The sequence below is a fragment of the Xanthomonas sp. MUS 060 genome (genome assembly GCF_000963215.1).
Taxonomy (GTDB): Bacteria; Pseudomonadota; Gammaproteobacteria; order Xanthomonadales; family Xanthomonadaceae; genus Xanthomonas_A.
The window spans coordinates 1-23,106 of the sequence record NZ_JZIM01000017.1; the positions used below are offsets into that span (position 1 = coordinate 1).

Annotated in this window: 13 protein-coding genes, 4 tRNA genes and 6 pseudogenes; 6 read left to right on the forward strand and 17 right to left on the reverse strand. The window is 60.7% G+C overall.

Annotated features, from left to right (window positions below):
- The 8 genes and pseudogenes from XANALMUS060_RS22135 to XANALMUS060_RS13585 form a co-directional block, all read right to left on the reverse strand.
- A partial coding sequence (locus XANALMUS060_RS22135; protein ID WP_045738889.1) for an AMP-binding protein occupies positions 1–348 on the reverse strand: 348 nt, incomplete at its 3' end.
- Between the two features lie 31 nt (positions 349–379).
- A complete protein-coding gene (locus XANALMUS060_RS17570) occupies positions 380–3,295 on the reverse strand; it encodes a condensation domain-containing protein (RefSeq protein WP_152640507.1) in 2,916 nt (971 codons plus the stop codon).
- Positions 3,240–3,494: an AMP-binding protein gene (locus XANALMUS060_RS22695; protein ID WP_161795419.1), complete on the reverse strand. Its 255-nt coding sequence runs from the start codon at positions 3,492–3,494 to the stop codon at positions 3,240–3,242. Before XANALMUS060_RS22695 ends, XANALMUS060_RS17570 begins: the two co-directional genes overlap by 56 nt.
- Before the next feature lie 139 nt (positions 3,495–3,633).
- Positions 3,634–4,191: pseudogene (locus XANALMUS060_RS18755) on the reverse strand (AMP-binding protein); the annotation flags it as partial.
- Positions 4,192–4,236: 45 nt separating this feature from the next.
- Positions 4,237–4,419 carry a hypothetical protein gene (locus XANALMUS060_RS20985; protein WP_152640509.1) on the reverse strand — a complete coding sequence of 61 codons (183 nt, stop codon included), beginning with the start codon at positions 4,417–4,419 and terminating at the stop codon, positions 4,237–4,239.
- Between the two features lie 102 nt (positions 4,420–4,521).
- A complete protein-coding gene (locus XANALMUS060_RS18760) occupies positions 4,522–6,069 on the reverse strand; it encodes a condensation domain-containing protein (protein WP_082065130.1) in 1,548 nt (515 codons plus the stop codon).
- A gap of 612 nt (positions 6,070–6,681) precedes the next feature.
- Positions 6,682–7,869, reverse strand: coding sequence for an ATP-binding protein (locus XANALMUS060_RS13580; protein WP_045738890.1), 1,188 nt, complete (start codon positions 7,867–7,869; stop codon positions 6,682–6,684).
- Positions 7,866–8,560: pseudogene (locus XANALMUS060_RS13585) on the reverse strand (response regulator). The gene XANALMUS060_RS13580 and the pseudogene XANALMUS060_RS13585 overlap by 4 nt, the downstream one beginning before the upstream one ends.
- A gap of 98 nt (positions 8,561–8,658) precedes the next feature.
- Between XANALMUS060_RS13585 and XANALMUS060_RS13590 the strand changes: the two are divergent.
- Positions 8,659–9,705 (forward strand): annotated as a pseudogene (locus tag XANALMUS060_RS13590) (TolC family protein); the annotation flags it as partial.
- A gap of 57 nt (positions 9,706–9,762) precedes the next feature.
- On the opposite strand, the pseudogene XANALMUS060_RS18765 reads toward XANALMUS060_RS13590, so the two are convergent.
- Positions 9,763–10,086 (reverse strand): annotated as a pseudogene (locus XANALMUS060_RS18765) (response regulator); the annotation flags it as partial.
- A 98-nt stretch (positions 10,087–10,184) separates the two neighbouring features.
- On the opposite strand from XANALMUS060_RS18765, the gene XANALMUS060_RS13595 reads away from it, so the two are divergent.
- From XANALMUS060_RS13595 to XANALMUS060_RS13610, 4 genes are read left to right on the forward strand one after another with little or no spacing between them, the layout of a single operon-like run.
- Positions 10,185–11,654, forward strand: coding sequence for an efflux transporter outer membrane subunit (locus tag XANALMUS060_RS13595; RefSeq protein WP_045738891.1), 1,470 nt, complete (start codon positions 10,185–10,187; stop codon positions 11,652–11,654).
- Positions 11,655–11,682: 28 nt separating this feature from the next.
- Positions 11,683–12,516, forward strand: a complete 834-nt coding sequence (locus tag XANALMUS060_RS13600; protein WP_045738892.1) for a MipA/OmpV family protein — start codon at positions 11,683–11,685, stop codon at positions 12,514–12,516.
- 14 nt (positions 12,517–12,530) lie between these two features.
- Positions 12,531–13,658 (forward strand): efflux RND transporter periplasmic adaptor subunit, encoded by a 1,128-nt coding sequence (locus XANALMUS060_RS13605; protein WP_200894053.1) that lies wholly within the window; start codon positions 12,531–12,533, stop codon positions 13,656–13,658.
- Complete coding sequence (locus XANALMUS060_RS13610) at positions 13,655–16,729, forward strand: efflux RND transporter permease subunit (protein ID WP_045738894.1); 3,075 nt, start codon at positions 13,655–13,657, stop codon at positions 16,727–16,729. Before XANALMUS060_RS13605 ends, XANALMUS060_RS13610 begins: the two co-directional genes overlap by 4 nt.
- A 241-nt stretch (positions 16,730–16,970) precedes the next feature.
- On the opposite strand, the gene XANALMUS060_RS13615 is transcribed toward XANALMUS060_RS13610, so the two are convergent.
- From XANALMUS060_RS13615 to folD, 8 genes and pseudogenes are all read right to left on the reverse strand, one after another.
- Positions 16,971–17,046 (reverse strand) — tRNA-Glu (locus XANALMUS060_RS13615).
- A gap of 48 nt (positions 17,047–17,094) precedes the next feature.
- Positions 17,095–17,170: transfer RNA gene (locus XANALMUS060_RS13620), tRNA-Ala, on the reverse strand.
- A gap of 109 nt (positions 17,171–17,279) precedes the next feature.
- Positions 17,280–17,355, reverse strand: a tRNA-Glu gene (locus tag XANALMUS060_RS13625).
- Between the two features lie 44 nt (positions 17,356–17,399).
- A tRNA-Ala gene (locus tag XANALMUS060_RS13630) sits at positions 17,400–17,475 on the reverse strand.
- 241 nt (positions 17,476–17,716) lie between these two features.
- Positions 17,717–18,331: pseudogene (locus tag XANALMUS060_RS13635) on the reverse strand (GMP synthase (glutamine-hydrolyzing)); the annotation flags it as partial.
- A gap of 184 nt (positions 18,332–18,515) precedes the next feature.
- Positions 18,516–20,083, reverse strand: a pseudogene (gene guaA / locus XANALMUS060_RS13640) (glutamine-hydrolyzing GMP synthase).
- A gap of 146 nt (positions 20,084–20,229) precedes the next feature.
- Complete coding sequence (guaB, locus tag XANALMUS060_RS13645) at positions 20,230–21,687, reverse strand: IMP dehydrogenase (protein WP_045738895.1); 1,458 nt, start codon at positions 21,685–21,687, stop codon at positions 20,230–20,232.
- A 130-nt stretch (positions 21,688–21,817) separates the two neighbouring features.
- Positions 21,818–22,708 carry a bifunctional methylenetetrahydrofolate dehydrogenase/methenyltetrahydrofolate cyclohydrolase FolD gene (folD, locus tag XANALMUS060_RS13650; RefSeq protein WP_045738896.1) on the reverse strand — a complete coding sequence of 297 codons (891 nt, stop codon included), beginning with the start codon at positions 22,706–22,708 and terminating at the stop codon, positions 21,818–21,820.
- Positions 22,709–22,759: 51 nt separating this feature from the next.
- Here folD and XANALMUS060_RS13655 point away from each other — a divergent pair, with 51 nt between their 5' ends.
- Complete coding sequence (locus XANALMUS060_RS13655) at positions 22,760–23,056, forward strand: DUF1244 domain-containing protein (RefSeq protein ID WP_045738897.1); 297 nt, start codon at positions 22,760–22,762, stop codon at positions 23,054–23,056.
- The last annotated feature ends 50 nt before the right edge of the window (positions 23,057–23,106 follow it).

Consider the following 23,106-nt stretch of genomic DNA (forward strand, 5'->3'; position numbering starts at 1 on the left):
GGTATTGACAACCTCGATGTTGTGAGGCCTGAACGCATACCACTCCCTCAACTTCTGCGGAGATATCGCATCTCCAGTCACATTGAGAAGCCGCACGCCTTGCAGTTGTGTCCGTGCCAGCTCTGGCGATTGCTTCCATGCGCCGACAAGGCTATGCCAATGCGCCATTGTCAAATGCACGACCGTTGCCCGTGGGTGTGCAGATATCTCTGCGCAGCCATGATCCACAGAACCAAATATCGAGGGGGCCAGAACAAGTGCAGCCCCGCCGAGCAAGGCAGGGAAGATTTCTTCGACCGAAAGATCGAATGCAGTTGTGTCCGTGCCAGCTCTGGCGATTGCTTCCATGCGCCGACAAGGCTATGCCAATGCGCCATTGTCAAATGCACGACCGTTGCCCGTGGGTGTGCAGATATCTCTGCGCAGCCATGATCCACAGAACCAAATATCGAGGGGGCCAGAACAAGTGCAGCCCCGCCGAGCAAGGCAGGGAAGATTTCTTCGACCGAAAGATCGAAGCTGATCGAATTCTGTTGCAAGACATGAGCGATCGGACTGCGTCACTGCGAACAACCTCACCGTATCCAATGCGTAGTTGCACAGATTGCGGTGCTCGATCATCACGCCCTTGGGCATACCGGTGGATCCGGACGTGTAGATCACATACGCCAGATTCGGACTGCGTCACTGCGAACAACCTCACCGTATCCAATGCGTAGTTGCACAGATTGCGGTGCTCGATCATCACGCCCTTGGGCATACCGGTGGATCCGGACGTGTAGATCACATACGCCAGATGCCGCGCAGTCAGACCAGTGGCGTGGCGGTCGAGATTGCGATCCGATAGATGCTGCCAGCGTTCGGCATCGGCTTGCACATCGACGATCACGGCCGAAGCTGTCCGCTCTTCGACAAGGGGACGGCTCGCGGTATCCGTCAACACCGCCACCGCGCCACAATCGGCACGTATGTAAGCCAATCGCTCTGGTGGATAGGCCGGGTCCAGCGGCACATAGGCACCACCGGCCTTCAGCACCGCCAACAGCGCCACCACCATCTCTGCACTGCGCTGCACGCAGATCGCCACCCGCTCGTCCGAGCGCACACCCAACTCGCGCAGGTAATGCGCCAGACGATTGGCTCGTGCGTTCAACTCGCTATACGTCAGCGCCACCTCACCCTGCACCACCGCGATGGCCGATGGCGTTCCCGCCACCTGTGCCTCGAACAGTTCGTGCACACAGGCATCGCGTGGATAATCCACCGCCGTTGCATTCCACTGTGTCAGTAGTTGATGACACTCGGCCTCGTCTAGCAGCGGCAAACACTCAACAGGCTGATCTTCAGCGCCATCGGCGACCATCGCATCCAACAGACGACGCCAATGGCCCATCCAACGCTCCAGCGTCGAACGCTCGAACAACGCTGTGGCATAGGTCAGATTGCCGACGATCTCATTCTCACTCTCCTCCAACGACAACGACAGGTCGAAATGCGCACTTGTCCGCGCAACGCCAATTTCGCTCGTCTCGATCTCACCAAGATCCAGCACACCCTGCGGCGTGTTCTGCCAGGCGAACATCACCTGACACAGCGGCGTATGCGCCAGACTACGCGGCGGTTGAACCAGTTCGACGACCTGCTCGAACGGAATGTCTTGATGTGCCTGCGCCTGCAGCGCACGCTCCTTTACCGACGCCAGCAATTGCGCCAGCGTCGGTGAGCCGGACAACTCCACCCGCAACGCCAGCGTGTTGACGAAGAACCCGATCAGCCGTTCGGTCTCGGAGCGACCTCGATTGGCCACTGGACTACCGATTACCACATCGTTCTGCCCGGACAGACGCGATAGCAATAGCGCCCAACTGGCGAGTAACGTCATATATAGCGTCAGGCCATGCCGCTGACTCAGCGCCTTCAGCGCCTGTGCCTGCTGCGGATCGACGACCACATCCAACATCGCGCCGGCATGATCTTGCCGTGCAGGACGCGGACGATCCGTCGGCAATTCCAGCAACACCGGCGCACCGGACAGTGCCTCACGCCAATAGTCGGCCTGCTGCTGCAATAACTCGCCCACCAGCCATTGCCGCTGCCAGCTTGCATAGTCGGCGTATTGGATCGGCAACGGCGCCAGCGGATCGGCTTCGCCACGTGCAAAAGCCCGATACAACACGCTCAGCTCATCGATCAAAATCGCCATCGACCACCCGTCCGAGACGATGTGGTGCATGCTGATGAAGAGAACGCACTCGTCATCGGCAAGGCGTATCAGCCAGCCACGGATCAACGGACCGTGCTCCAACGCGAACGGCACTTGTGCCTGCTCGGTCAATAACTGTTCCAGCTCCCGCTCACGATCCAAAACACCGCGCAGATCGTGATCGATCAGATGAAAGCCACTGTCTTCAGCGGCAACCTGCTGCAACGTCTGCCCATCGACCAGCGCGAACGTCGTGCGCAACGACGCATGCCGGGCCACGATGCGATCCAGGGCACGACGCAGCGCCTGTGTATCCAGCAACCCGCGTAAGCGTAAGCCGCCACTAATGTGATACGCCTGACTGATGCACTCAAATTGCGACAGGAACCAGAGACGTTGCTGAGCAAACGACAGAACGCGCGGTGCATCGTGCGCCAGCGGCACGATCTGTGAAAGGACAGTCTTTTGGGAGGACTCCACACACACGGCAAGCTGCTCAAGCGTGGCATGCACGAACAGGTCCGCTACGCCAATCTCCACACCCAATTCCTGACGCAAACGCGAAGCGACCCGCACCGCCAACAACGAATGTCCACCGAGAGCGAAGAAGTTGTCATGCCGTCCGATGGTTTCCAGACTCAGTAGATCGCGCCAGATCGCGGCAATGGCTTGTTCGATCGCGCCCTGCGGCACTTCATAGCCACACGCGGCATAGGCTTCACCATCAGGTACTGGTAATGCCTTACGATCCAGCTTGCCATTCGGGGTCAGCGGCAGACGATCCAAGTGCACATAGGCCGCCGGCACCATGTAATCCGGCAGAAGATTCGACAGCCAACTGCGTAAAACCTCTGGACCGATGCTCTCGGACGTCGCATCCTCGGCAGCGACCCAATACGCCACCAGCCGTTTTTCGGTACGCGCCAGATCATCAAGCGCGATGACAACGCACTCGCGCACATCCGCATGCGCACTCAGTCGCGCCTCGATTTCACCCAATTCAATGCGGAAACCACGGATCTTGACCTGATGATCGTTACGTCCCACAAAACTCAATCGCGCCATCGGCACGCCAGCGACCCAGATCGCCACTGCGATACATCCGCGCCGTCGGATCGGTACTAAATGGATCGGCGAGGAAGCGTGTGGCGCTCAGGTCCTCTCGATTCAGATACCCACGCCCCACGCCATCGCCGCCAATGTACAACTCGCCCACCACCCCACCAATCGGAACCGGTGCGCCTTGTACATCGTCGAGGATATAGATCTGCGTGTTCGCAATCGCACGCACGACCAATCGGCAGGATCCCGGTGTTTACCAATCGGCAGGATCCCGGTGTTTTCCGACTCGGCGCAGTAACGCCAGGCCGTAACATCCACTGCCGCTTCTGTCGGCCCATAAAGATTGAAAATTTCGGCTGATGGAAAAACTACCTGGGCACGCTCTGCAAGTGCTGCCGGCAAGGCTTCGCCACTACAAATAACCCGCTTGACCCAGGAATACGGATCATGATCGCCATGCTCGCGACAAACAAATGCCCGCAGCATCGACGGCACATGCCCGCAGCATCGACGGCACGAAAGAAATGCAACGTGGTGACTTGCGTATCGCGGATCAACGTCTTCAGATACACCGGATCTTTGTGGCCTTCTGATTCGGTCAACTGCATCCGCGCACCGCTCAGGTGACTTGCGTATCGCGGATCAACGTCTTCAGATACACCGGATCTTTGTGGCCTTCTGATTCGGTCAACTGCATCCGCGCACCGCTCAGCAGGCAGCGGCCAGAACAGTTCCCAGACCGAGACATCGAAGCTCATCGGTGTTTTTTGTGTAAAACAACCTCGGATCGATCCAGCGTGTAGGCTTTTTGCATCCACACGAGACGATTGACGACGCCGCGATGTTCGCTCGTTCATCGCACCCTTCGGCATACCGGTCGATCCGGACGTGTAGATCACATACGCCAGATGCCGCGAGGTCAGACCAACGGTGGTGCGATCCGGATTACTGTCACGGTGGTGCGATCCGGATTACTGTCGGGCGGGCAGGTGTGCCCAGCGCTGGCCGTCGGCTTGCAGATCGACGACCACCGTTGAAGCAGTCGGATGCTCGACCAAGTGGCGGCTCGCGGTATCCGTCAACATCACCACTGCACCGCAATCTGACTGCATATAGGCCAGCCGCTCCGGCGGATAGGCCGGATCCAGCGGCACATATAGGCCGGATCCAGCGGCACATAGGCACCGCCCGCCTTCAGCACCGCAAGCACCGCCACCACCATCTCCACACTACGCTGCACGCAGATCGCCACACGATCATCCGGGCATACGCCCAACTCGCGCAGGTAATGCGCCAGACGGTTGGCGCGTGCGTTCAACTCGCCATAGGTCAGCGNGCATCAACACCTGATGGCGCTCGGCATCGTCCAGCAACGGAAGACGATCTACTGCCTGATGTTCCGCACCCTCGGCGACCATCGCAGCCAACAGATGCCGCCAATGCCCCATCCAACGCTCCAGCGTCGAACGCTCGAAAAGCGAGGAATTAAAATCCAAAACGAAAAATATCTTTTCCCCGCATTTGACCGCCTCCAGGATAAGGTCAAGCGCTGCAGCACCGGCCATCGGGGGATGACAGAAATGAGCAAGATGCAAGCCTCCCCAAGGTACAGATACATGATCTTCGCCACCAGCCAGAATGTTCAAGGCATCAGAAGAGCCACGCGCATCCTGAAAAACAAACATCGTTTGGAAAAATGGCGAACGATTTCTCTCGCGAGGAGGATTGAGTCTCGCCACGAGCTCGGAAAATGGGAAATCCTGATTTCCCATTGCTCCTCTGACACGACTACGCACCATTCCTAGCAATTCAGCAACCGTAAGGTCAGAATTAAAACTAGCGCTTAAGACAACCTGATTAAAGAACGTTCCTGCAACTTCAGCCCATTTCCGACCCCTCCTAGCCGGCATAGAAGAACCAACATGAAAAGCATTCTGCCCCGTAAGCCGGCGAAGAAGAACAAAATAAGCAGTCAGAATCACCACATAGAGCGATGAACCAGTGCGTCGCGCCAGCTCATTCAACTCAATGGATAACGCTGCATCCAGGTTAAACGATATAAAATCCCGGCATGTGGTGGGCAACAAGAAAGATGGCGCACGCGTCGGCAAATTCAGGCATGGATAGTCATCTGCAAGCAGCTTCTGCCAATATGAAAATTGCCTACGGCCGTCCTTGCCATTCAGCCAATCACGCTGCCATATTACGTAATCCGAATAACTAAGCTCAGGCTCGCGATCAGAGGGAATATATCGGCTCGATGGCGCTACCCCACCCATTTCACCCAAAATATTTCCCAGCTCTTCGATCAGGCGCCAAAATGACCAACCATCCGCGATAAGATGATTGAATGTCATCAAAAAAACACTCTCTCGCAAACCAACCTGATAAAGATCAACTCTAAACAGTGGAGCGACTGTGACATCGAAAGAGCGTAAACTATCCTTTTTTACTAGCGCCTCAAGAGAGGATGGATCAAAACCAGAAACCTCGACTACTCGGAGCTGCACGTTGACAAAAGGCTCACTCCTTTGTTCAGGCTCCGAGTTGAACTCACGGAAACGAGTCCGCAGCATCGCATGACGATTTGCTAGCTCTGCAAGCGCCTGATTCAATAGATGAAGATTGACCTCGCCAAAAATTCGCGCAAAGAAACTTATATTGTAAGTCCCTTGCAACTCTGGCTGGAGCTTATACAAAAACCACAATGCACGCTGATTTTCCGACAAGGGCAACCAGATCTCGTCGTTTGTGCCTTTTCGAATACTGCAACCATCATCCATCGCAAGCACCTCTTGGATCACACCGATTCAGGATTCGGAAAATTCGATATCAACCGAAAACCAACTTGGATTTAACGAGATGCAACAGCGCTAACATCCAGCATGAAATGCCATTCCGAACACTAGAAAAAAATCATTGGATTCGACAATTAAATAAAATATTGCTTTAAATTTTACATTTATTGGAATTAAATAATTATTTCAAATGAATTGCATTTCGATTAAATGCAGGCCCAAAGTGCGAGATGGAAAATTTTACTTTCAAATAATCATTTGATTGCTTGTTACGAGCGAAACTTCAGCCAAAAACGGTGTGCACCTTATAAAAATCATTGAATTTTCAGAATGAAATTTTACGAATTTTATTTTTTCCAAAATCAAACTTCATTGTACAAACCAATTGTTACAACAATAGCGACATTGCTGTTAAAACTTGGGGGGACGTCGGCTGTATCAGAGACACTCGCCTCTATCAATTTCGAGGTGTGCAGGGGCTCGGAATCAAAGGCCTCACGGCAAGCAAATTGAACGTGAAGAAGCGCCTTTGGCTGGCTGCGCGAAGCCGAAGACGACCTGGCGAGGATCTTTAGATACATGCCTTCGGTCAGGCACCCTAATACTTGCAGCGTCTGCTTATGGCACCTGAGGCAGACGCACCCGTGCGCACAACCCACCACCATCGCGGTTGGCGAATTCGAGGATGCCGCCATGTGCTTGGCAGATCGCTGCGGCAATGGACAAACCCAGGCCACTACCGCCCGAATGGCGAGCACGCGAATCGTCGGCACGCCAGAAGCGATCCAGCATCCGTGACAGGACCTCCGGCGCGACCCCAGGACCACGGTCGGCGATACAAATCAGCACATCGCCATTCTCGGACTGTCCCTGGATCGACAATTGCTTGCCGGCGACGGCATAGCGCAGCGCGTTGTCGATCAGCACTGACAGAACCTGACCGAGGCGGTCGCGATCGGCATGCATGCTCAACTGTTCGGGAATACACAGGTGTACCTCCATCCCGGCTTCCTGCAGCGGCTGTGCCACCCAGGCGATGCGTTCGCGCACCAGTGCGCCGAGCGGGAAGCACTGCGGCTCCAGTAACAACTGGTTTGCTCTGGCCATCGACAGCAAGTGCAGATCGCCGACCAGGCGATTGATCTGCTCTAACTGGCGCTGCACCATGGATAACTGTTCCGGACTGCTAGGGAATACGTCATCGAGCATGCCCTGTATCCGCCCCATTGCGGCGTTGAGCGGAGTGCGTAACTCATGCGCCAGCATTGCGCTTGAGTCGCGCACTTCGCGTTCGTATTGCTGCAGTTGCGCGGTCATACTGTTGAAATCCATGGCCAAGCCGGCCAGTTCATCGGGCGCACCCGGCACTACGCTAGCGCGCGCGGCGAAATCGCCATCGCGGATACGTCGTGCGGCCTCGGCCACGTTGGAGAACTGTCGCGACAATGGGCGCGATGCGATCAGCCCGCAGATCACGATCACCGGGATCGAAGCCAGCACCATCTGCGCCAATAACCACCAGTCGCGACTGGCCAATCCGGGCAGGAAATCGACCACGTCGTAATAAGTTTCGAACAGTTGCCATAGGCGTTGCGCGTTACTGTGCGGATCCTCGCGCAATAGCAGCATTTCCTGCCGTACCTGCGGCGGCAACCGATGTAGGGTGGAGAAATCCCAGATCGCGAAGCGCAGCACCATCCCCAACGCGATCACCACGATCGTCAACACCGCCAAAGCACTCATGCGCAGCCCTACCCATTGCCACAGCGGCGCGTGGGCGGTGCGACGGCAAAATGGCCACATCATTGGAAGCGATAGCCGATTGCGCGCACGGTTATCAGCAGGCCATGAATCCCCTCCTGCTCCAATTTCTTGCGTAGGTTATGCACGTGCGCGTCCACCACACGCTCCAGGGCATCGCTGTCTGGCAGGCAGATTTCCAGCAATTCGCTGCGGGTGAACGCTTTGAACGGGGTCTTCATCAGCGTCGCCAGGAGATTGAACTCGGTCGGCGTCAGTTCCAGCGGCGATTCGCGGCCCTGACCATCGCGCACCGTGGCCCGCACCGCAGCCGTATCGACGCTGAGCCGGTCGTGGCGCAACAGCTCTTCTTCTTTGCCTCGTGCCGATCCCGTGCGACGCAGCACGGCGTAGACCCTTGCCACGACTTCTCTTTGGGGCTGTATGGCTTGACCACATAGTCGTCGGCACCGTAACGCAGCGCGCCGAGCTTTTCCGGCTCATCGCCCATCGCAGTGACCATGATCACTGGCGTATCGCTGCTGCGGCGGATCGTGGACAGCACCTCGGTACCGCCGAGTATGGGCAACATGATGTCCAGCAGGACCAAATCCGGCTTCCACTGCGCATGCAGCGCCACCGCCTTCTGGCCATCCTCGGCCACCGCAACGTCGAAACCATCCCGGCGCAGGTAGGCCTCGAGGATGCTGGCGCTGTCCGCATCGTCTTCGACCAGCAAGATCTTCTTTGCATGCATGAAATGGACCCCTTCATGGAATCTTGAAAATTCCTAAAAATCGGCTTGAACATGCCCGCCGATACTGAGGGCCAAGATTGGATACCAGACCAACCCTCATGATTCTAACGCCCCGCATCCACCGCCGTCGTCATGCCAGCCCCCTGCTCTGCGTGCTCGCCATCGCGTTGGGAGGCTGCTCCTTGACACCGGTCTACCAGCGTCCGCAAACAGCTCTGCCGCCCACGCTGGGCGCATCCACAGCGGTGGCCGCAGCCGGCCACGATACCGCCACGACCGCCGTGGCCGCGCTGAACCAGGAAGAACAGCAGTTCGTGCATGCCTTCTCCCCACAGCACGATCTGACACCGCTGGTGACCCAAGCCTTGGCACACTCGCCCGACTTTCGCAACAGCGTGCTGCTGGTTCAGCAGGCGCGGGCGCAGTACCGCATCGAGCGTGCGCAGCAACTGCCGCAACTGGGCATCAACGCACAGGGCGTGCGACACAGCTACGATAACCCGGCAACCCAGGAACGCTACGGACAGAAGCTGTTCACCACTGCGGTGGGTGTGAATGGCTTCGAACTGGATCTGTTCGGTAAGCTGGCCTCGCTGTCGGCCGCCGCACAGCAGCGCTATCTGGCCTCGCGCCAAGGTCAACAAGCCGCGCGCGGCGCGCTGATCGCCGAAGTACTGCGGGCCTATACCGTCGAGCGCGCCGCCGCGCAGGCTGAGCAGCGCCTACAGGCAAGCGCCGAGCACACGAGCGCGCTGCAGGCGATTGCCAACCGACAGCACGAGGTCGGGCTACTCTCCACCGACACGCTGAACCAGCAACGCCATGAGTGCGATCAAGCTCGGATCCGTGCCCTGCAAGCCGGCAGCGACCACGCCGCGGCCCGCCGTGCGCTGCAACTGCTGACCGGCTACACCGCGCCAGATAACACCGGCACGTTGCAGTCGCTCCTGCCAGAGGCGGGCAGCGCCAACGCTGCGGCATGGCGCGAGCTGGATTCGCAAGTGTTGTTGCAACGACCGGATATCCAGCAGGCCGAAGCCGAACTGCACGCGCGCAATGCCGACATCGGCGCGGCGCGCGCCGCCTTCTTTCCATCGATTCAACTGAGCACTTCGCTGGGTACCGCCAGCGACAGTCTCAACGGCCTGTTCATGCCTGGCAGCCGCAGTTGGAGCTTCATGCCGCAACTGCTGATGCCGATTTTTGGGGCTGTATGGCTTGACCACATAGTCGTCGGCACCGTAACGCAGCGCGCCGAGCTTTTCCGGCTCATCGCCCATCGCAGTGACCATGATCACTGGCGTATCGCTGCTGCGGCGGATCGTGGACAGCACCTCGGTACCGCCGAGTATGGGCAACATGATGTCCAGCAGGACCAAATCCGGCTTCCACTGCGCATGCAGCGCCACCGCCTTCTGGCCATCCTCGGCCACCGCAACGTCGAAACCATCCCGGCGCAGGTAGGCCTCGAGGATGCTGGCGCTGTCCGCATCGTCTTCGACCAGCAAGATCTTCTTTGCATGCATGAAATGGACCCCTTCATGGAATCTTGAAAATTCCTAAAAATCGGCTTGAACATGCCCGCCGATACTGAGGGCCAAGATTGGATACCAGACCAACCCTCATGATTCTAACGCCCCGCATCCACCGCCGTCGTCATGCCAGCCCCCTGCTCTGCGTGCTCGCCATCGCGTTGGGAGGCTGCTCCTTGACACCGGTCTACCAGCGTCCGCAAACAGCTCTGCCGCCCACGCTGGGCGCATCCACAGCGGTGGCCGCAGCCGGCCACGATACCGCCACGACCGCCGTGGCCGCGCTGAACCAGGAAGAACAGCAGTTCGTGCATGCCTTCTCCCCACAGCACGATCTGACACCGCTGGTGACCCAAGCCTTGGCACACTCGCCCGACTTTCGCAACAGCGTGCTGCTGGTTCAGCAGGCGCGGGCGCAGTACCGCATCGAGCGTGCGCAGCAACTGCCGCAACTGGGCATCAACGCACAGGGCGTGCGACACAGCTACGATAACCCGGCAACCCAGGAACGCTACGGACAGAAGCTGTTCACCACTGCGGTGGGTGTGAATGGCTTCGAACTGGATCTGTTCGGTAAGCTGGCCTCGCTGTCGGCCGCCGCACAGCAGCGCTATCTGGCCTCGCGCCAAGGTCAACAAGCCGCGCGCGGCGCGCTGATCGCCGAAGTACTGCGGGCCTATACCGTCGAGCGCGCCGCCGCGCAGGCTGAGCAGCGCCTACAGGCAAGCGCCGAGCACACGAGCGCGCTGCAGGCGATTGCCAACCGACAGCACGAGGTCGGGCTACTCTCCACCGACACGCTGAACCAGCAACGCCATGAGTGCGATCAAGCTCGGATCCGTGCCCTGCAAGCCGGCAGCGACCACGCCGCGGCCCGCCGTGCGCTGCAACTGCTGACCGGCTACACCGCGCCAGATAACACCGGCACGTTGCAGTCGCTCCTGCCAGAGGCGGGCAGCGCCAACGCTGCGGCATGGCGCGAGCTGGATTCGCAAGTGTTGTTGCAACGACCGGATATCCAGCAGGCCGAAGCCGAACTGCACGCGCGCAATGCCGACATCGGCGCGGCGCGCGCCGCCTTCTTTCCATCGATTCAACTGAGCACTTCGCTGGGTACCGCCAGCGACAGTCTCAACGGCCTGTTCATGCCTGGCAGCCGCAGTTGGAGCTTCATGCCGCAACTGCTGATGCCGATTTTCGACGCTGGTCGCAACCGCGCCAATCTGGACATCGCGCAACTGCGCAAGGATGGCGCGGTCGCCGATTACGAGAAAGCCGTGGAAACAGCCTTCCGCGAAGTCGCCGACGCGCTCGATGCCCTGCCCGTCCTGCAACAGCGCGCAGAGGACGAGCGCTCCAATGCCGAGCGCGAACGCCAGCGCGTGGCACGCATGCGGCAGCGCGTGGCGCAAGGCCTGCAAGACCGCAGCGACCTGCTCGCCGGCGAGCTCAAGGCCGAGCAAGCCGAACTGGAGCAACTGCAATCACGCCAGGCCCTGCTGCTGAACCGCATCGCGCTGTTCCACGCGTTCTACGGCGTGCAACTGCCACACGCGTCCTGATCCCCACTGCTCCGCCACGAGGTTGCTCATGAATCCTGTCTGCTCCGTCCTGTCTTCGGCGCTGGCCGTCGCCATGCTGACACTGTCCGCATCTGCGCATGCCGTCGATGCCGACACCCCGTCGCACACCACAAATGCCAGTGCCAGTCTCTTTGGCGACAAGACCGAATTGAGCGTCGGTACCGGTGCCATGCTGACACCACGCTATGCAGGCTCGGCCGACGACTACATCCAACTCCTGCCGGTGTTCTCCCTGCAGCGCGGTATTGTGTTCGTGGATAGTGTCCGCGGTGCTGGTGTGCAGTTTCAGAATGCGCACGGTTTCTCCGCTAGCCAATCGTTTTACTACGATCTGGGACGGCTGCAGCGCAATAGTACTTGGCGCCCCGGCTCGGATCGGTTGGCCGGTATGGGCGACGTCCCCGGTGCAATCACCGCGCGCAGCCTGGTGATGCAACAACTCACACCTTCCGTGGCGCTGGAGGCGGAAGCCGAATTCGCGCTCAAGGAAAACGCACGGCGCAACCGCTACCGCGCGGGTGCCCAGTTCACCCTGCTGCATCGCCCCACCGACAACATCACCATGGACCTGAATGCCCACTTGGGCGACCGCCGTTTCAACCAGTCCTATTTCGGTGTCGATGCCGCGCAGAGCGCGGCCAGCAACTTCCGGCCATACCGTGCCGATGCGGGAATATATGCCTATTCGGTCGGTGCCGACTGGGACCACACGCTCTCCAAGCACTGGACCGTTTCGCTGCTGCTCAACGCCACGCGCTATGTCGGCACGGCCGACGGCAGCCCCGTCGTGCAACGCCGCGCCTTCGCCAGCATCGGCGCGACCATGACCTATACCCGCTGATCGTGACCAGGACACTGCCGACCATGAAATCACGTCACATCCTTCTTATCACCCTGTTGCTGCCGCTGGTCGTGCTGTCGCTGTCAGGCTGCAGCCAGGACACAACACCGGTGGTCGATGCGCCGCGCTCGGTCAAATTGGAAATCGTCGCCAGTGGCGTTGATCAGGGCAGCGAACGCTTCGTGGCACAGGTACGTCAGCAACAGCGGGCCGAACTCGGTTTCGAGGGCGGCGGCCGCATCGCCGACATCGCCGTGGATATCGGCGACCAGGTGCATGCCGGTCAGGTCCTGGCACGCCTGGATCCGGAGCCGAACCGGCTACGCTTGCAACAAGCCGAGGCCAACGTCGGCATCGCCAGCGCCGATCTGCACCAGCAGCAGACCCAACTCGCTCAACAGCAAGCGATGTTCGACGACGGCGCTACTTCGGCAGCCACTCTGACCGCGGCCAAGAGCAGCTTCGCTGCGGCTCAGGCACGGGTGCGCAGCGCACAGTCTGAGTTGGCGCTGGCGCGCCGCGCGGTGCGCCAATCGGAGTTGCGCGCACCGTTCGACGGTAGCGTGGTGAGCCGCTTGCAGCAGCCAGATGCAATCGTCAGTGCCGGCCAGAGCGTGCTGCAAGTGGATGGTCAAGACCATGCGCAAGTCGTGGCCGCATTACCTGCGGCGCGCGCAGCGATGCTGCAACCAGGTCAGGCGATCACCGCTTACCGTAGCACCGCGCCTACGCAAGCGTTACCGTTGCGGTTACGCAGCGTCTCCACGCGTGTGGAGGGCGGCGACACCGTGCAAGCGCTGTTCGATAGTGCCTCCGCTATGATGCAACTGCATAGCGGCGAAATCCTGTTGCTGGCACTGCCCGCCACTGCCTCCGTGCAACCGCCGAGCGTTCCGCTCAGTGCACTGATTCCGAGCATGACGAATCAGAAGATGACGCTCTTCGTGTATCGCCGAGACAATCGGACTGTGCATCGGCGTCAGGTCGACACGGGCCGCATCGAGGGCGAACGCGTGCAAATCCTCGCTGGCCTGCGTGCAGGCGAATACATCGTCGCCACCGGCGCCGCATTTCTTAACGACGGCCAGGCCGTCCTCCCCTTCCATCCCACCACCCGTCTCAGCACAAGCGCCACGCCATGAACCTGACCCGCGCCACTCTCAATTCGCACCGTCTGGCGATGTTCAGCGCGGCACTGATCCTGATCGGCGGCATCATCACTTTTCTCGGTTTCCCCTCGCAGGAAGAACCCAGCGTGACCGTGCGCGAGGCTATCGTGCAGGTCGGTTTTCCTGGCATGTCCAGCGAACGTGTGGAGAACCTGCTGGCGCGGCCGATCGAGGAACGGCTACGCGAAATCAACGGACTGAAGAAAATCGTCACCACCATTCACCCTGGCAGCGCGATCGTGCAAGTGACCGCGCAGGACAGCGTCAAGGACCTGCCGGCGCTGTGGCAACGCGTGCGTAGCAAGGCGGCCCAGGCTGGAGCGGAGTTGCCGCAAGACACACAGGGGCCGCTGGTGGACGACGATTTCGGCCGCGTCGCCATCGCGTCGATCGCCATCACCGCGCCAGGCTTCAGCGGCGCCGAGATGCTCGGGCCATTGCGACAACTGCGCGCGCAGCTGTACACCGTGCCTGGCGTGGACCGCGTCACCTTCCACGGCCTGCGGGAGGAACGCGTCTACGTTGCATTCGACCGTACCCGTCTCGGCGAAGCCGGCCTGACCCCTGCCACGGTGGCGCAGCAGTTACGTGCGCAGAACGTGGTCACCGGCGGTGGCCTGGTCGCCGCGTCCGGATTGGCCATGACCGTCACCACCTCCGGCGAAGTGCGCGACCTCGATGATCTGCGCAAAACCCTGATCGCCACGCAAGGCACCAACGGCCTACGTCAGATCCCGCTGGCGCAGTTGGCGAAGATCGAACTGATGCCGGTGGATCCACCCGAAGCTGGCGCGATCTATCAAGGGCAGCCAGCGGTGGTGGTGGCGGTCTCGATGACACCCGGCAACAACGTCGCCGATGTTGGCAAAGCTTTACGGCTCAAGCTAGAGGAGACCGCCAAACGGCTGCCAGTGGGATTTTCCCAGCATGTCGTCACCTTCCAGGCCGACGTAGTCGAGCGCGAAATGGGCAAGATGCACCACGTCATGGGCGAAACCATCGCCATCGTGATGGCGGTGGTGATGCTGTTCCTGGGCTGGCGTACTGGCCTGATCGTCGGCGCGATCGTACCGCTGACCATCCTCGGCGCGCTGATCGTGATGCGTATGCTGGATGTAGAACTGCAGACCGTGTCCATCGCCGCGATCATCCTGGCGCTCGGCCTGCTGGTGGATAACGGCATCGTCATCGCCGAGGACATTGAACGGCGTCTGGCTGCGGGAGAACCCCGCCGCGAAGCCTGCGAGGCCGCCGGACGGAGCCTGGCGATTCCATTGCTGACGTCCTCGCTGGTGATCGTACTGGCGTTCTCGCCGTTCTTCTTCGGTCAGACCAGCACCAACGAATACATGCGCTCGCTGGCAATCGTGCTGGCGGTGACGCTGCTCGGCTCGTGGTTACTCAGCATCACCATCACGCCGCTGTTGTGCATGTATTTCGCACGACCGCATGCCACTGCCCATGGCGAAACCTACGGCTCGGCACCGTACCGTGTGTATCGGCGCATCATCCAAGCATTGCTGGCGCACAAGGCACTGTTTCTCGGCGGCATGCTGGCGTTGCTGACGCTGGCCGTTGCGGTATTGGCATCGATCCCCTACAGCTTTTTGCCCAATTCCGACCGCCTGCAATTCCAGATGCCGGTGACCCTGCAGCCAGGCAGCGATGCGCGACAGACGCTGCGTACCGTGCAATCGATCAGCCAGTGGCTGGCTGATCGCAAACAGAACCCGCAAATCGTGGACAGCATCGGCTACGTCGCCGACGGCGGTCCGCGCATCGTGCTTGGACTGAATCCTCCGTTGCCGGCAGCCAACATCGCCTACTTCACCATCAGCGTGTTGCCAGGCACTGACGTCGATGCGCTGATCGCCAAGGTCCAACGGCATCTGCGTCAGCAATATCCAACGGTGCGTGCCGATCCTAAGCGTTTTTCACTGGGTTCGACCGAATCGGGCGTCGCGATGTATCGCGTGATCGGCCCGGACGAGGCGCAGTTGCGTCGCCTCGCCGCCGGCATCGCGCAGGCGTTGCGCTCGCTACCGGGGACCGTTGACGTGAGCGACGACTGGGACAGCCGTATCCCGCGCTACGATGTGCAGGTGGACCAGGCCAAGGCGCGGCGTGCTGGCGTCAGCAGCGAGGACATCGCTCAGGCACTGCAGTTGCGCTACAGCGGCATGGACGCCTCGGTGATTCACGACGACGGGACCAATGTGCCGATCCTGCTGCGCGGCGACTCCGAAGAACGCGAACGCGATCGGGATCCCGGCACGACCCTGATCTACCCGCAGTCCGGTGGCACACCGCTGCCGTTGGCATCGATCGCCGACATCCAACTGAGCTCGGAGCCTTCGACGATGATGCGCCGCAACCTGAGCCGCGCGATTACCGTCACCGGACGCAATCGGCAACTCACCACCGAGCAGATAGTCGCCGCATTGGCCGACAAAGTGGCGTCGCTGCATCTACCACCAGGCTACCGCATCGAAATGGGCGGAGAACTGGAGGAAGCCGCCGAAGCCAACCAGGCCCTCTTGCAATACATGCCGCATGCGTTGGGCGCGATCCTGCTGCTGTTCATCTGGCAATTCAATTCGTTCCGCAAATTGTTCATCGTCATCGCCAGCATCCCGTTCGTGTTGATCGGCGCCACCATCGCTCTGCTGGTGACAGGCTATCCGTTCGGCTTCATGGCCACTTTCGGACTGCTTGCGCTGGCCGGCATCATCGTCAACAACGCGGTGCTGCTACTCGAATGTATCGAGGCGGAACTGGCTGATGGCCGCAGCCGGCACGAGGCGGTGATCGCTGCGGCACTCAAACGCCTGCGCCCGATCGTCATGACCAAGCTCACCTGCATTGTCGGCCTGATCCCACTGATGCTGTTCGCCGGACCACTGTGGACCGGCATGGCCATCACCATGATCGGCGGTCTGGCGCTGGGGACGCTGGTGACCTTGGGTGTGATCCCGGTGTTGTACGAGCTGCTGTTCTCGCGGCATGCTCAACGCGAAGTCACTGACGTCAGGACTTCGGCGTGAACAGGCTACGGCAGGCTGAACATCTCAATGCTGAGCTGTTCTGGTTGATGCGCAGCACGCGCAACTGCACAAAGCCCATCTTGCAGCGCGTCGCCGCAGACGCGCCGCATCGGACGGCTGCCCTGCCGATGCCGGGCACCGACTCCAACAGCGAGCGAGGTATGCGGATGTATCGCTCTGCGCGGCCACTGCGCCGCACACAAAAAAACACACCCGGCATTGCCGGGTGTGTATTGAAAAGTGGCGTCCCCACGGGGATTCGAACCCCGGTCGCCACCGTGAAAGGGTGATGTCCTAGGCCTCTAGACGATGGGGACGCTGATAACGATGTCGCTTTCTTTGCGGACGGCCTATGTCCGAAAAGTTGGTGGAGCCAGCCGGGATCGAACCGGCGACCTCTTGCATGCCATGCAAGCGCTCTCCCAGCTGAGCTATGGCCCCATTGGGACTGGCAGAAGCGGAATCATACCCGACTTTTCACCGATGTACAAAACAGACGGATCACGCAGTTCGATGGGACTGAACTTGCGCGCGCATCATGCTCGAAAAATGGCGTCCCCACGGGGATTCGAACCCCGGTCGCCACCGTGAAAGGGTGATGTCCTAGGCCTCTAGACGATGGGGACGCTGATAACGATGTCGCTTTGCGGACGGCCTATGTCCGAAAAGTTGGTGGAGCCAGCCGGGATCGAACCGGCGACCTCTTGCATGCCATGCAAGCGCTCTCCCAGCTGAGCTATGGCCCCACATGCTGCGAGGAGCGGAATATTAACGACCACCCCTGCCCCACGCAAGCTTTTTTGCAGAATTTCCCGCACGACCGAATCGGCTGTCGCAATCGATCGCGTGGTGAGATCTACATGCACATGGACAGGATAGACCTGACAGCCACTTTTCCGACTAGGCCCGAATGTCCCAGCATCATTCATTGAAGCGGGGCATCGCACGCGCATTTTCCTTGGCTTACGACTTCTTCGACAGGCCCAATCACTCCCACTCGATCGTCGCTGGCGGCTTGCCCGAAATGTCGTAGACCACCCGCGAGACACCGCGTAATTCGTTGATGATGCGGTTACTCACCGTGCCCAGGAAGTCGTAAGGCAGATGCGCCCAGTGCGCGGTCATGAAGTCGATGGTCTCCACCGCGCGCAGTGCGATCACCCATTCGTAAGCGCGGGCGTCGCCCACGACACCCACTGATTTCACCGGCAGGAATACCGCGAACGCCTGACTGGTCTTGTCGTATAGATCCGCTTTGCGCAGTTCGTCGATGAAAATGGCGTCGGCCTTGGCCAACAGTTCGGCGTATTCGGGCTTCACTTCGCCCAGGATGCGCACGCCCAGGCCTGGGCCGGGGAACGGATGACGGTAGACCATGGTCCGCGGCAAACCGAGTTCGACGCCCAGACGCCGCACCTCGTCCTTGAACAGTTCGCGCAGCGGCTCGACCAGGCCCAGCTTCATGTGCTCTGGCAAACCGCCGACGTTGTGGTGGCTCTTGATCACGTGGGCCTTGCCGGTCTTGCTGCCGGCGGACTCGATCACATCCGGGTAGATGGTGCCCTGTGCCAACCACTTGGCGTTGCGCAGCTTGTTCGCTTGCAGAATTTCCCGCACGACCGAATCGGCTGTCGCAATCGATCGCGTGGTGAGATCTACATGCACATGGACAGGATAGACCTGACAGCCACTTTTCCGACTAGGCCCGAATGTCCCAGCATCATTCATTGAAGCGGGGCATCGCACGCGCATTTTCCTTGGCTTACGACTTCTTCGACAGGCCCAATCACTCCCACTCGATCGTCGCTGGCGGCTTGCCCGAAATGTCGTAGACCACCCGCGAGACACCGCGTAATTCGTTGATGATGCGGTTACTCACCGTGCCCAGGAAGTCGTAAGGCAGATGCGCCCAGTGCGCGGTCATGAAGTCGATGGTCTCCACCGCGCGCAGTGCGATCACCCATTCGTAAGCGCGGGCGTCGCCCACGACACCCACTGATTTCACCGGCAGGAATACCGCGAACGCCTGACTGGTCTTGTCGTATAGATCCGCTTTGCGCAGTTCGTCGATGAAAATGGCGTCGGCCTTGGCCAACAGTTCGGCGTATTCGGGCTTCACTTCGCCCAGGATGCGCACGCCCAGGCCTGGGCCGGGGAACGGATGACGGTAGACCATGGTCCGCGGCAAACCGAGTTCGACGCCCAGACGCCGCACCTCGTCCTTGAACAGTTCGCGCAGCGGCTCGACCAGGCCCAGCTTCATGTGCTCTGGCAAACCGCCGACGTTGTGGTGGCTCTTGATCACGTGGGCCTTGCCGGTCTTGCTGCCGGCGGACTCGATCACATCCGGGTAGATGGTGCCCTGTGCCAACCACTTGGCGTTGCGCAGCTTGTTCGCTTCTCTTCGTCGAAGATGTCCACGAACAGGTTGCCGATGATTTTGCGTTTGGCTTCCGGGTCGCTGACCCCGACAAGTGCTTTGAAGTAGCGCTCGGCGGCATTGACGCGAATGACGCTGACGCCCATGTGCTCGGCGAACATCGCCATCACCTGGTCGCCTTCCTGCCAGCGCAACAGGCCGGTATCGACGAAGACGCAGGTGAGTTTATCGCCGATGGCCTTATGCAGCAGTGCGGCGACCACGGAGGAATCGACCCCGCCGGACAAGCCCAGGATCACCTCGTCGCCACCGACCAGCGCGCGTACTCGCGCGATCTGGTCGTCGATGATATTGGCCGCAGTCCACAGCGTCGCGCAGCCGCACACGTCCACCACGAAGCGACGCAGCAGGGTCTGGCCTTGCAGGGTGTGGGTGACCTCAGGATGGAACTGCACGCCGTACCAGCGCTTGGCCTCGTTGGCCATGGCCGCAATCGGGATGCGGTCGGTCATGGCGGTGATGGTGAAGCCTGGCGGCACGTTGGCGACGTGGTCGCCGTGGCTCATCCATACGTTCAGACGCGCACTGCCTGGGTGATCGGTCAAGCCGGAAAACAAGGCATCGGGCGCGACCACGTCCACTTCGGCATGACCGAATTCGCGCTGATCGGCGGCCTCGGTGGACCCGCCGAGCTGCGCGGCCATTGTCTGCATGCCATAGCAGATGCCCAGCAGCGGCAAGCCGCTATCGAACACTTCCTGCGGCGCGACCGGCGCGCCCGGCAAGGTGGTCGACTCCGGGCCACCGGAAAGGATGATGCCCTTGGCACCGAAGCCGGCGATCTCGGCCGGGTCGTGATCCCAGGCCCATATCTCGCAATACACGCCAAGTTCGCGGATGCGCCGCGCGATCAGTTGGGTGTACTGCGCGCCGAAATCGAGAATGAGGATCTTGTCGCTGTGAATGTTGGTCATCGGGACTCGGAGTGGGATGCGGGACTCGGGCTCCTGCGATCCGCTAGCGCTGTGACGATGAAAAAACGGCGAGGAGAAATTGCTTCCTGCCCCGCCGTTCGAAGGTGATGCCAACGTCTCGAGTTCCGAGTCCCGAGTCGCGGCATTCAGCCCATACGGTAGTTCGGCGGTTCCTTGGTGATCTGCACGTCGTGGACGTGGCTTTCGCGCTGGCCGGCACCGGTGATGGTGACGAACTTGGGCTTGGTGCGCATCTCCTCGATCGTCGCGCAGCCGACATATCCCATGGTCGCGCGTAGGCCGCCGACCAATTGGTGGATGATGCCGCTGAGCGGGCCACGGTACGGCACACGGCCTTCGATGCCTTCCGGCACCAGCTTGTCGGCATCGGAAGCATCCTGGAAGTAGCGGTCCTTGCTGCCCTTCTCCATCGCGCCCAAGCTGCCCATACCTCGATAGCTCTTGTAGCTGCGACCCTGGAACAGTTCGACCTCGCCCGGGGCTTCCTCGGTGCCAGCGAACAGGCCACCCACCATCACCGTGGAGGCCCCGGCCACCAGCGCCTTACCGATGTCGCCGGAATACCGGATACCGCCGTCGGCGATCAGCGGGATGCGGTCCTGCAGCGCCTCGGCGACCATGTCGATGGCGGTGATCTGCGGCACGCCCACACCGGCAACCACACGCGTGGTGCAAATCGACCCTGGCCCCACGCCGACCTTGACCGCGTCGGCACCGGCGTCCATCAATGCCAGCGCGGCGTCGCCGGTCACGATGTTGCCGCCGATCACCTGCAACTGCGGGTAGCTTTTCTTGACCCAGGCCACGCGGTCGATCACGCCCTGGGCGTGGCCGTGCGCGGTATCGACGATGACCACATCCACACCCGCTGCGGCGAGCAGTTCCACGCGCTGCTCGGTGTCGCCGCCAACGCCCACCGCCGCACCGACAAGCAGACGCGTGGACGCATCCTTGGCGGCATTGGGGTTGTCGGTCTTCTTCTGGATGTCCTTGACCGTGATCAGGCCGCGCAGTTGGAAACTGTCGTTGACCACCAGAATCTTCTCGATGCGATGGCGGTGCAGCAATTGCAGCACTTCCTCGTCGCTGGCGCCTTCGCGCACGGTGATCAGGCGATCCTTCTTGGTCATGATGTGGCGGACCGGATCGTCGAGTTTCTTCTCGAAACGCATGTCGCGGCTGGTGACGATGCCGACCAATCCACTGCCGTCCACCACCGGCACGCCGGAGATGTTGCGTGCGCGGGTCAGTTTCAGCACTTCGCCGATGGTGGTTTCCGGGCCGACGGTGAACGGTTCGGTGATCACGCCCGCTTCGAACTTCTTGACCTTGGCCACTTCGGCCGCCTGCTGCGCCGGTGTCAGGTTCTTGTGGATGATGCCGATGCCGCCGAGCTGCGCCATGGCCACCGCGAGACGGTGCTCGGTCACTGTATCCATCGCCGCCGATAGGATCGGTAGTTTCAGGCGCAGCTCGCGTGTCAGCCGGGTTTCCAGGCTGACATCCTTGGGCAGCACGGTCGAATGAGAGGGGACGAGCGAAACGTCGTCGTAGGTAAGAGCTTCAGCCTGGATGCGCAGCATCGGCGGACCGCAAATGTGGGGAAGCGCGACATTTTAGCCCGAAAAATCGCGTGAAGCTATGCGCGCATGCAACGGCATGCGGGACGCGGCGTTCCACCGCGCACGCCGCGCCGCTGCCGCGCGCCGCGGCTCAGCGAAGCAAGGCCGCGTCCGCCGCCTCGATGGTGTTCTGCATCAGCGTCGCCACCGTCATCGGCCCCACTCCGCCAGGCACCGGGGTGATCCAGCTAGCACGCTGCGCCGCCGCCTCGAAGCCGACGTCGCCGACCAGGCGACCATCGTCCAGGCGGTTGATGCCGACATCGATTACCACCGCACCGGGTTTGATCCAATCGCCCGGGATCAGCCCAGGCCGACCCACCGCCACCACCAGGATGTCGGCATCGCGCACGTGCGCCTGCAGCACGTGCGCCGGGGTGAACTTGTGGCAGCAATTGACCGTGCAACCGGCGATCAGCAGTTCCAGCGCCATCGGCCGGCCAACGTGATTGCTGACCCCGACGATGGTCGCGTTGCGGCCACGCACCGGCTGATCGGTGTGCGCCAGCAAGGTGACGATGCCGCGCGGGGTACAGGGTCGCAGGCCGAACTCGCGCAGTGCCAGGTGGCCGACGTTCTGCGGATGGAAACCATCCACATCCTTGCGCGGGTCGATCCGGTGGATCAACCGACTCGCATCGGCAATGCCTGGGAGCGGCAACTGCACCAAAATTCCGTGGATCTTGGGATCGGCATTGAGCTGATCGATCAACGCCAGCAACTCGGCCTCGCCAGTGCCCGCCGGCAGGTCGTAATCGAACGCCTCGATGCCGACTTTCTCTGCCGCGCGCCGCTTGTTGCGCACATATACGGTGGAGGCCGGATCGCCGCCGACCAACACCACCGCCAAACCGGGCCTTGGCTGCCCTGCCACCAACCGGGCATCGACCCGTGTTTTCAGTTCATCGAGCAAATCTTCAGCGATGCGCCGCCCGTCGAGAATGCGGGCCGGAACGGGGGAGACAGGCGCAGAGTCGGTCATCGGGGCGAGCGGGTGTAGAGTCGGGGGACGCCCATTGTCCCCGATTCCATCATGACCGACACCACCCGCATCGAGGCCGCCGCATTCCGTCGCTTGTTGCAGCACCTGAATCAAGACCGCACCGACGTGCAGAATATCGACCTGATGATCCTGGCCGGCTTCTGTCGCAACTGTCTGGCCGACTGGTACCGCGAGGCGGCAGCGACCGAAGGCCAGATACTGAGCAAGGAGCAGGCACGCGAGCGCGTTTACGGTATGCCGTTCGCCGATTGGAAAGCGCAGTACCAGGCCGAAGCGACACCGGAACAACTGGCCGCTTTCGCCGAGGCGCAACGTCGGCATGGTTGACAAATCAATCCAGGGCATCCCCGGAAGCCATCGCCGGCTGTGATAGCACC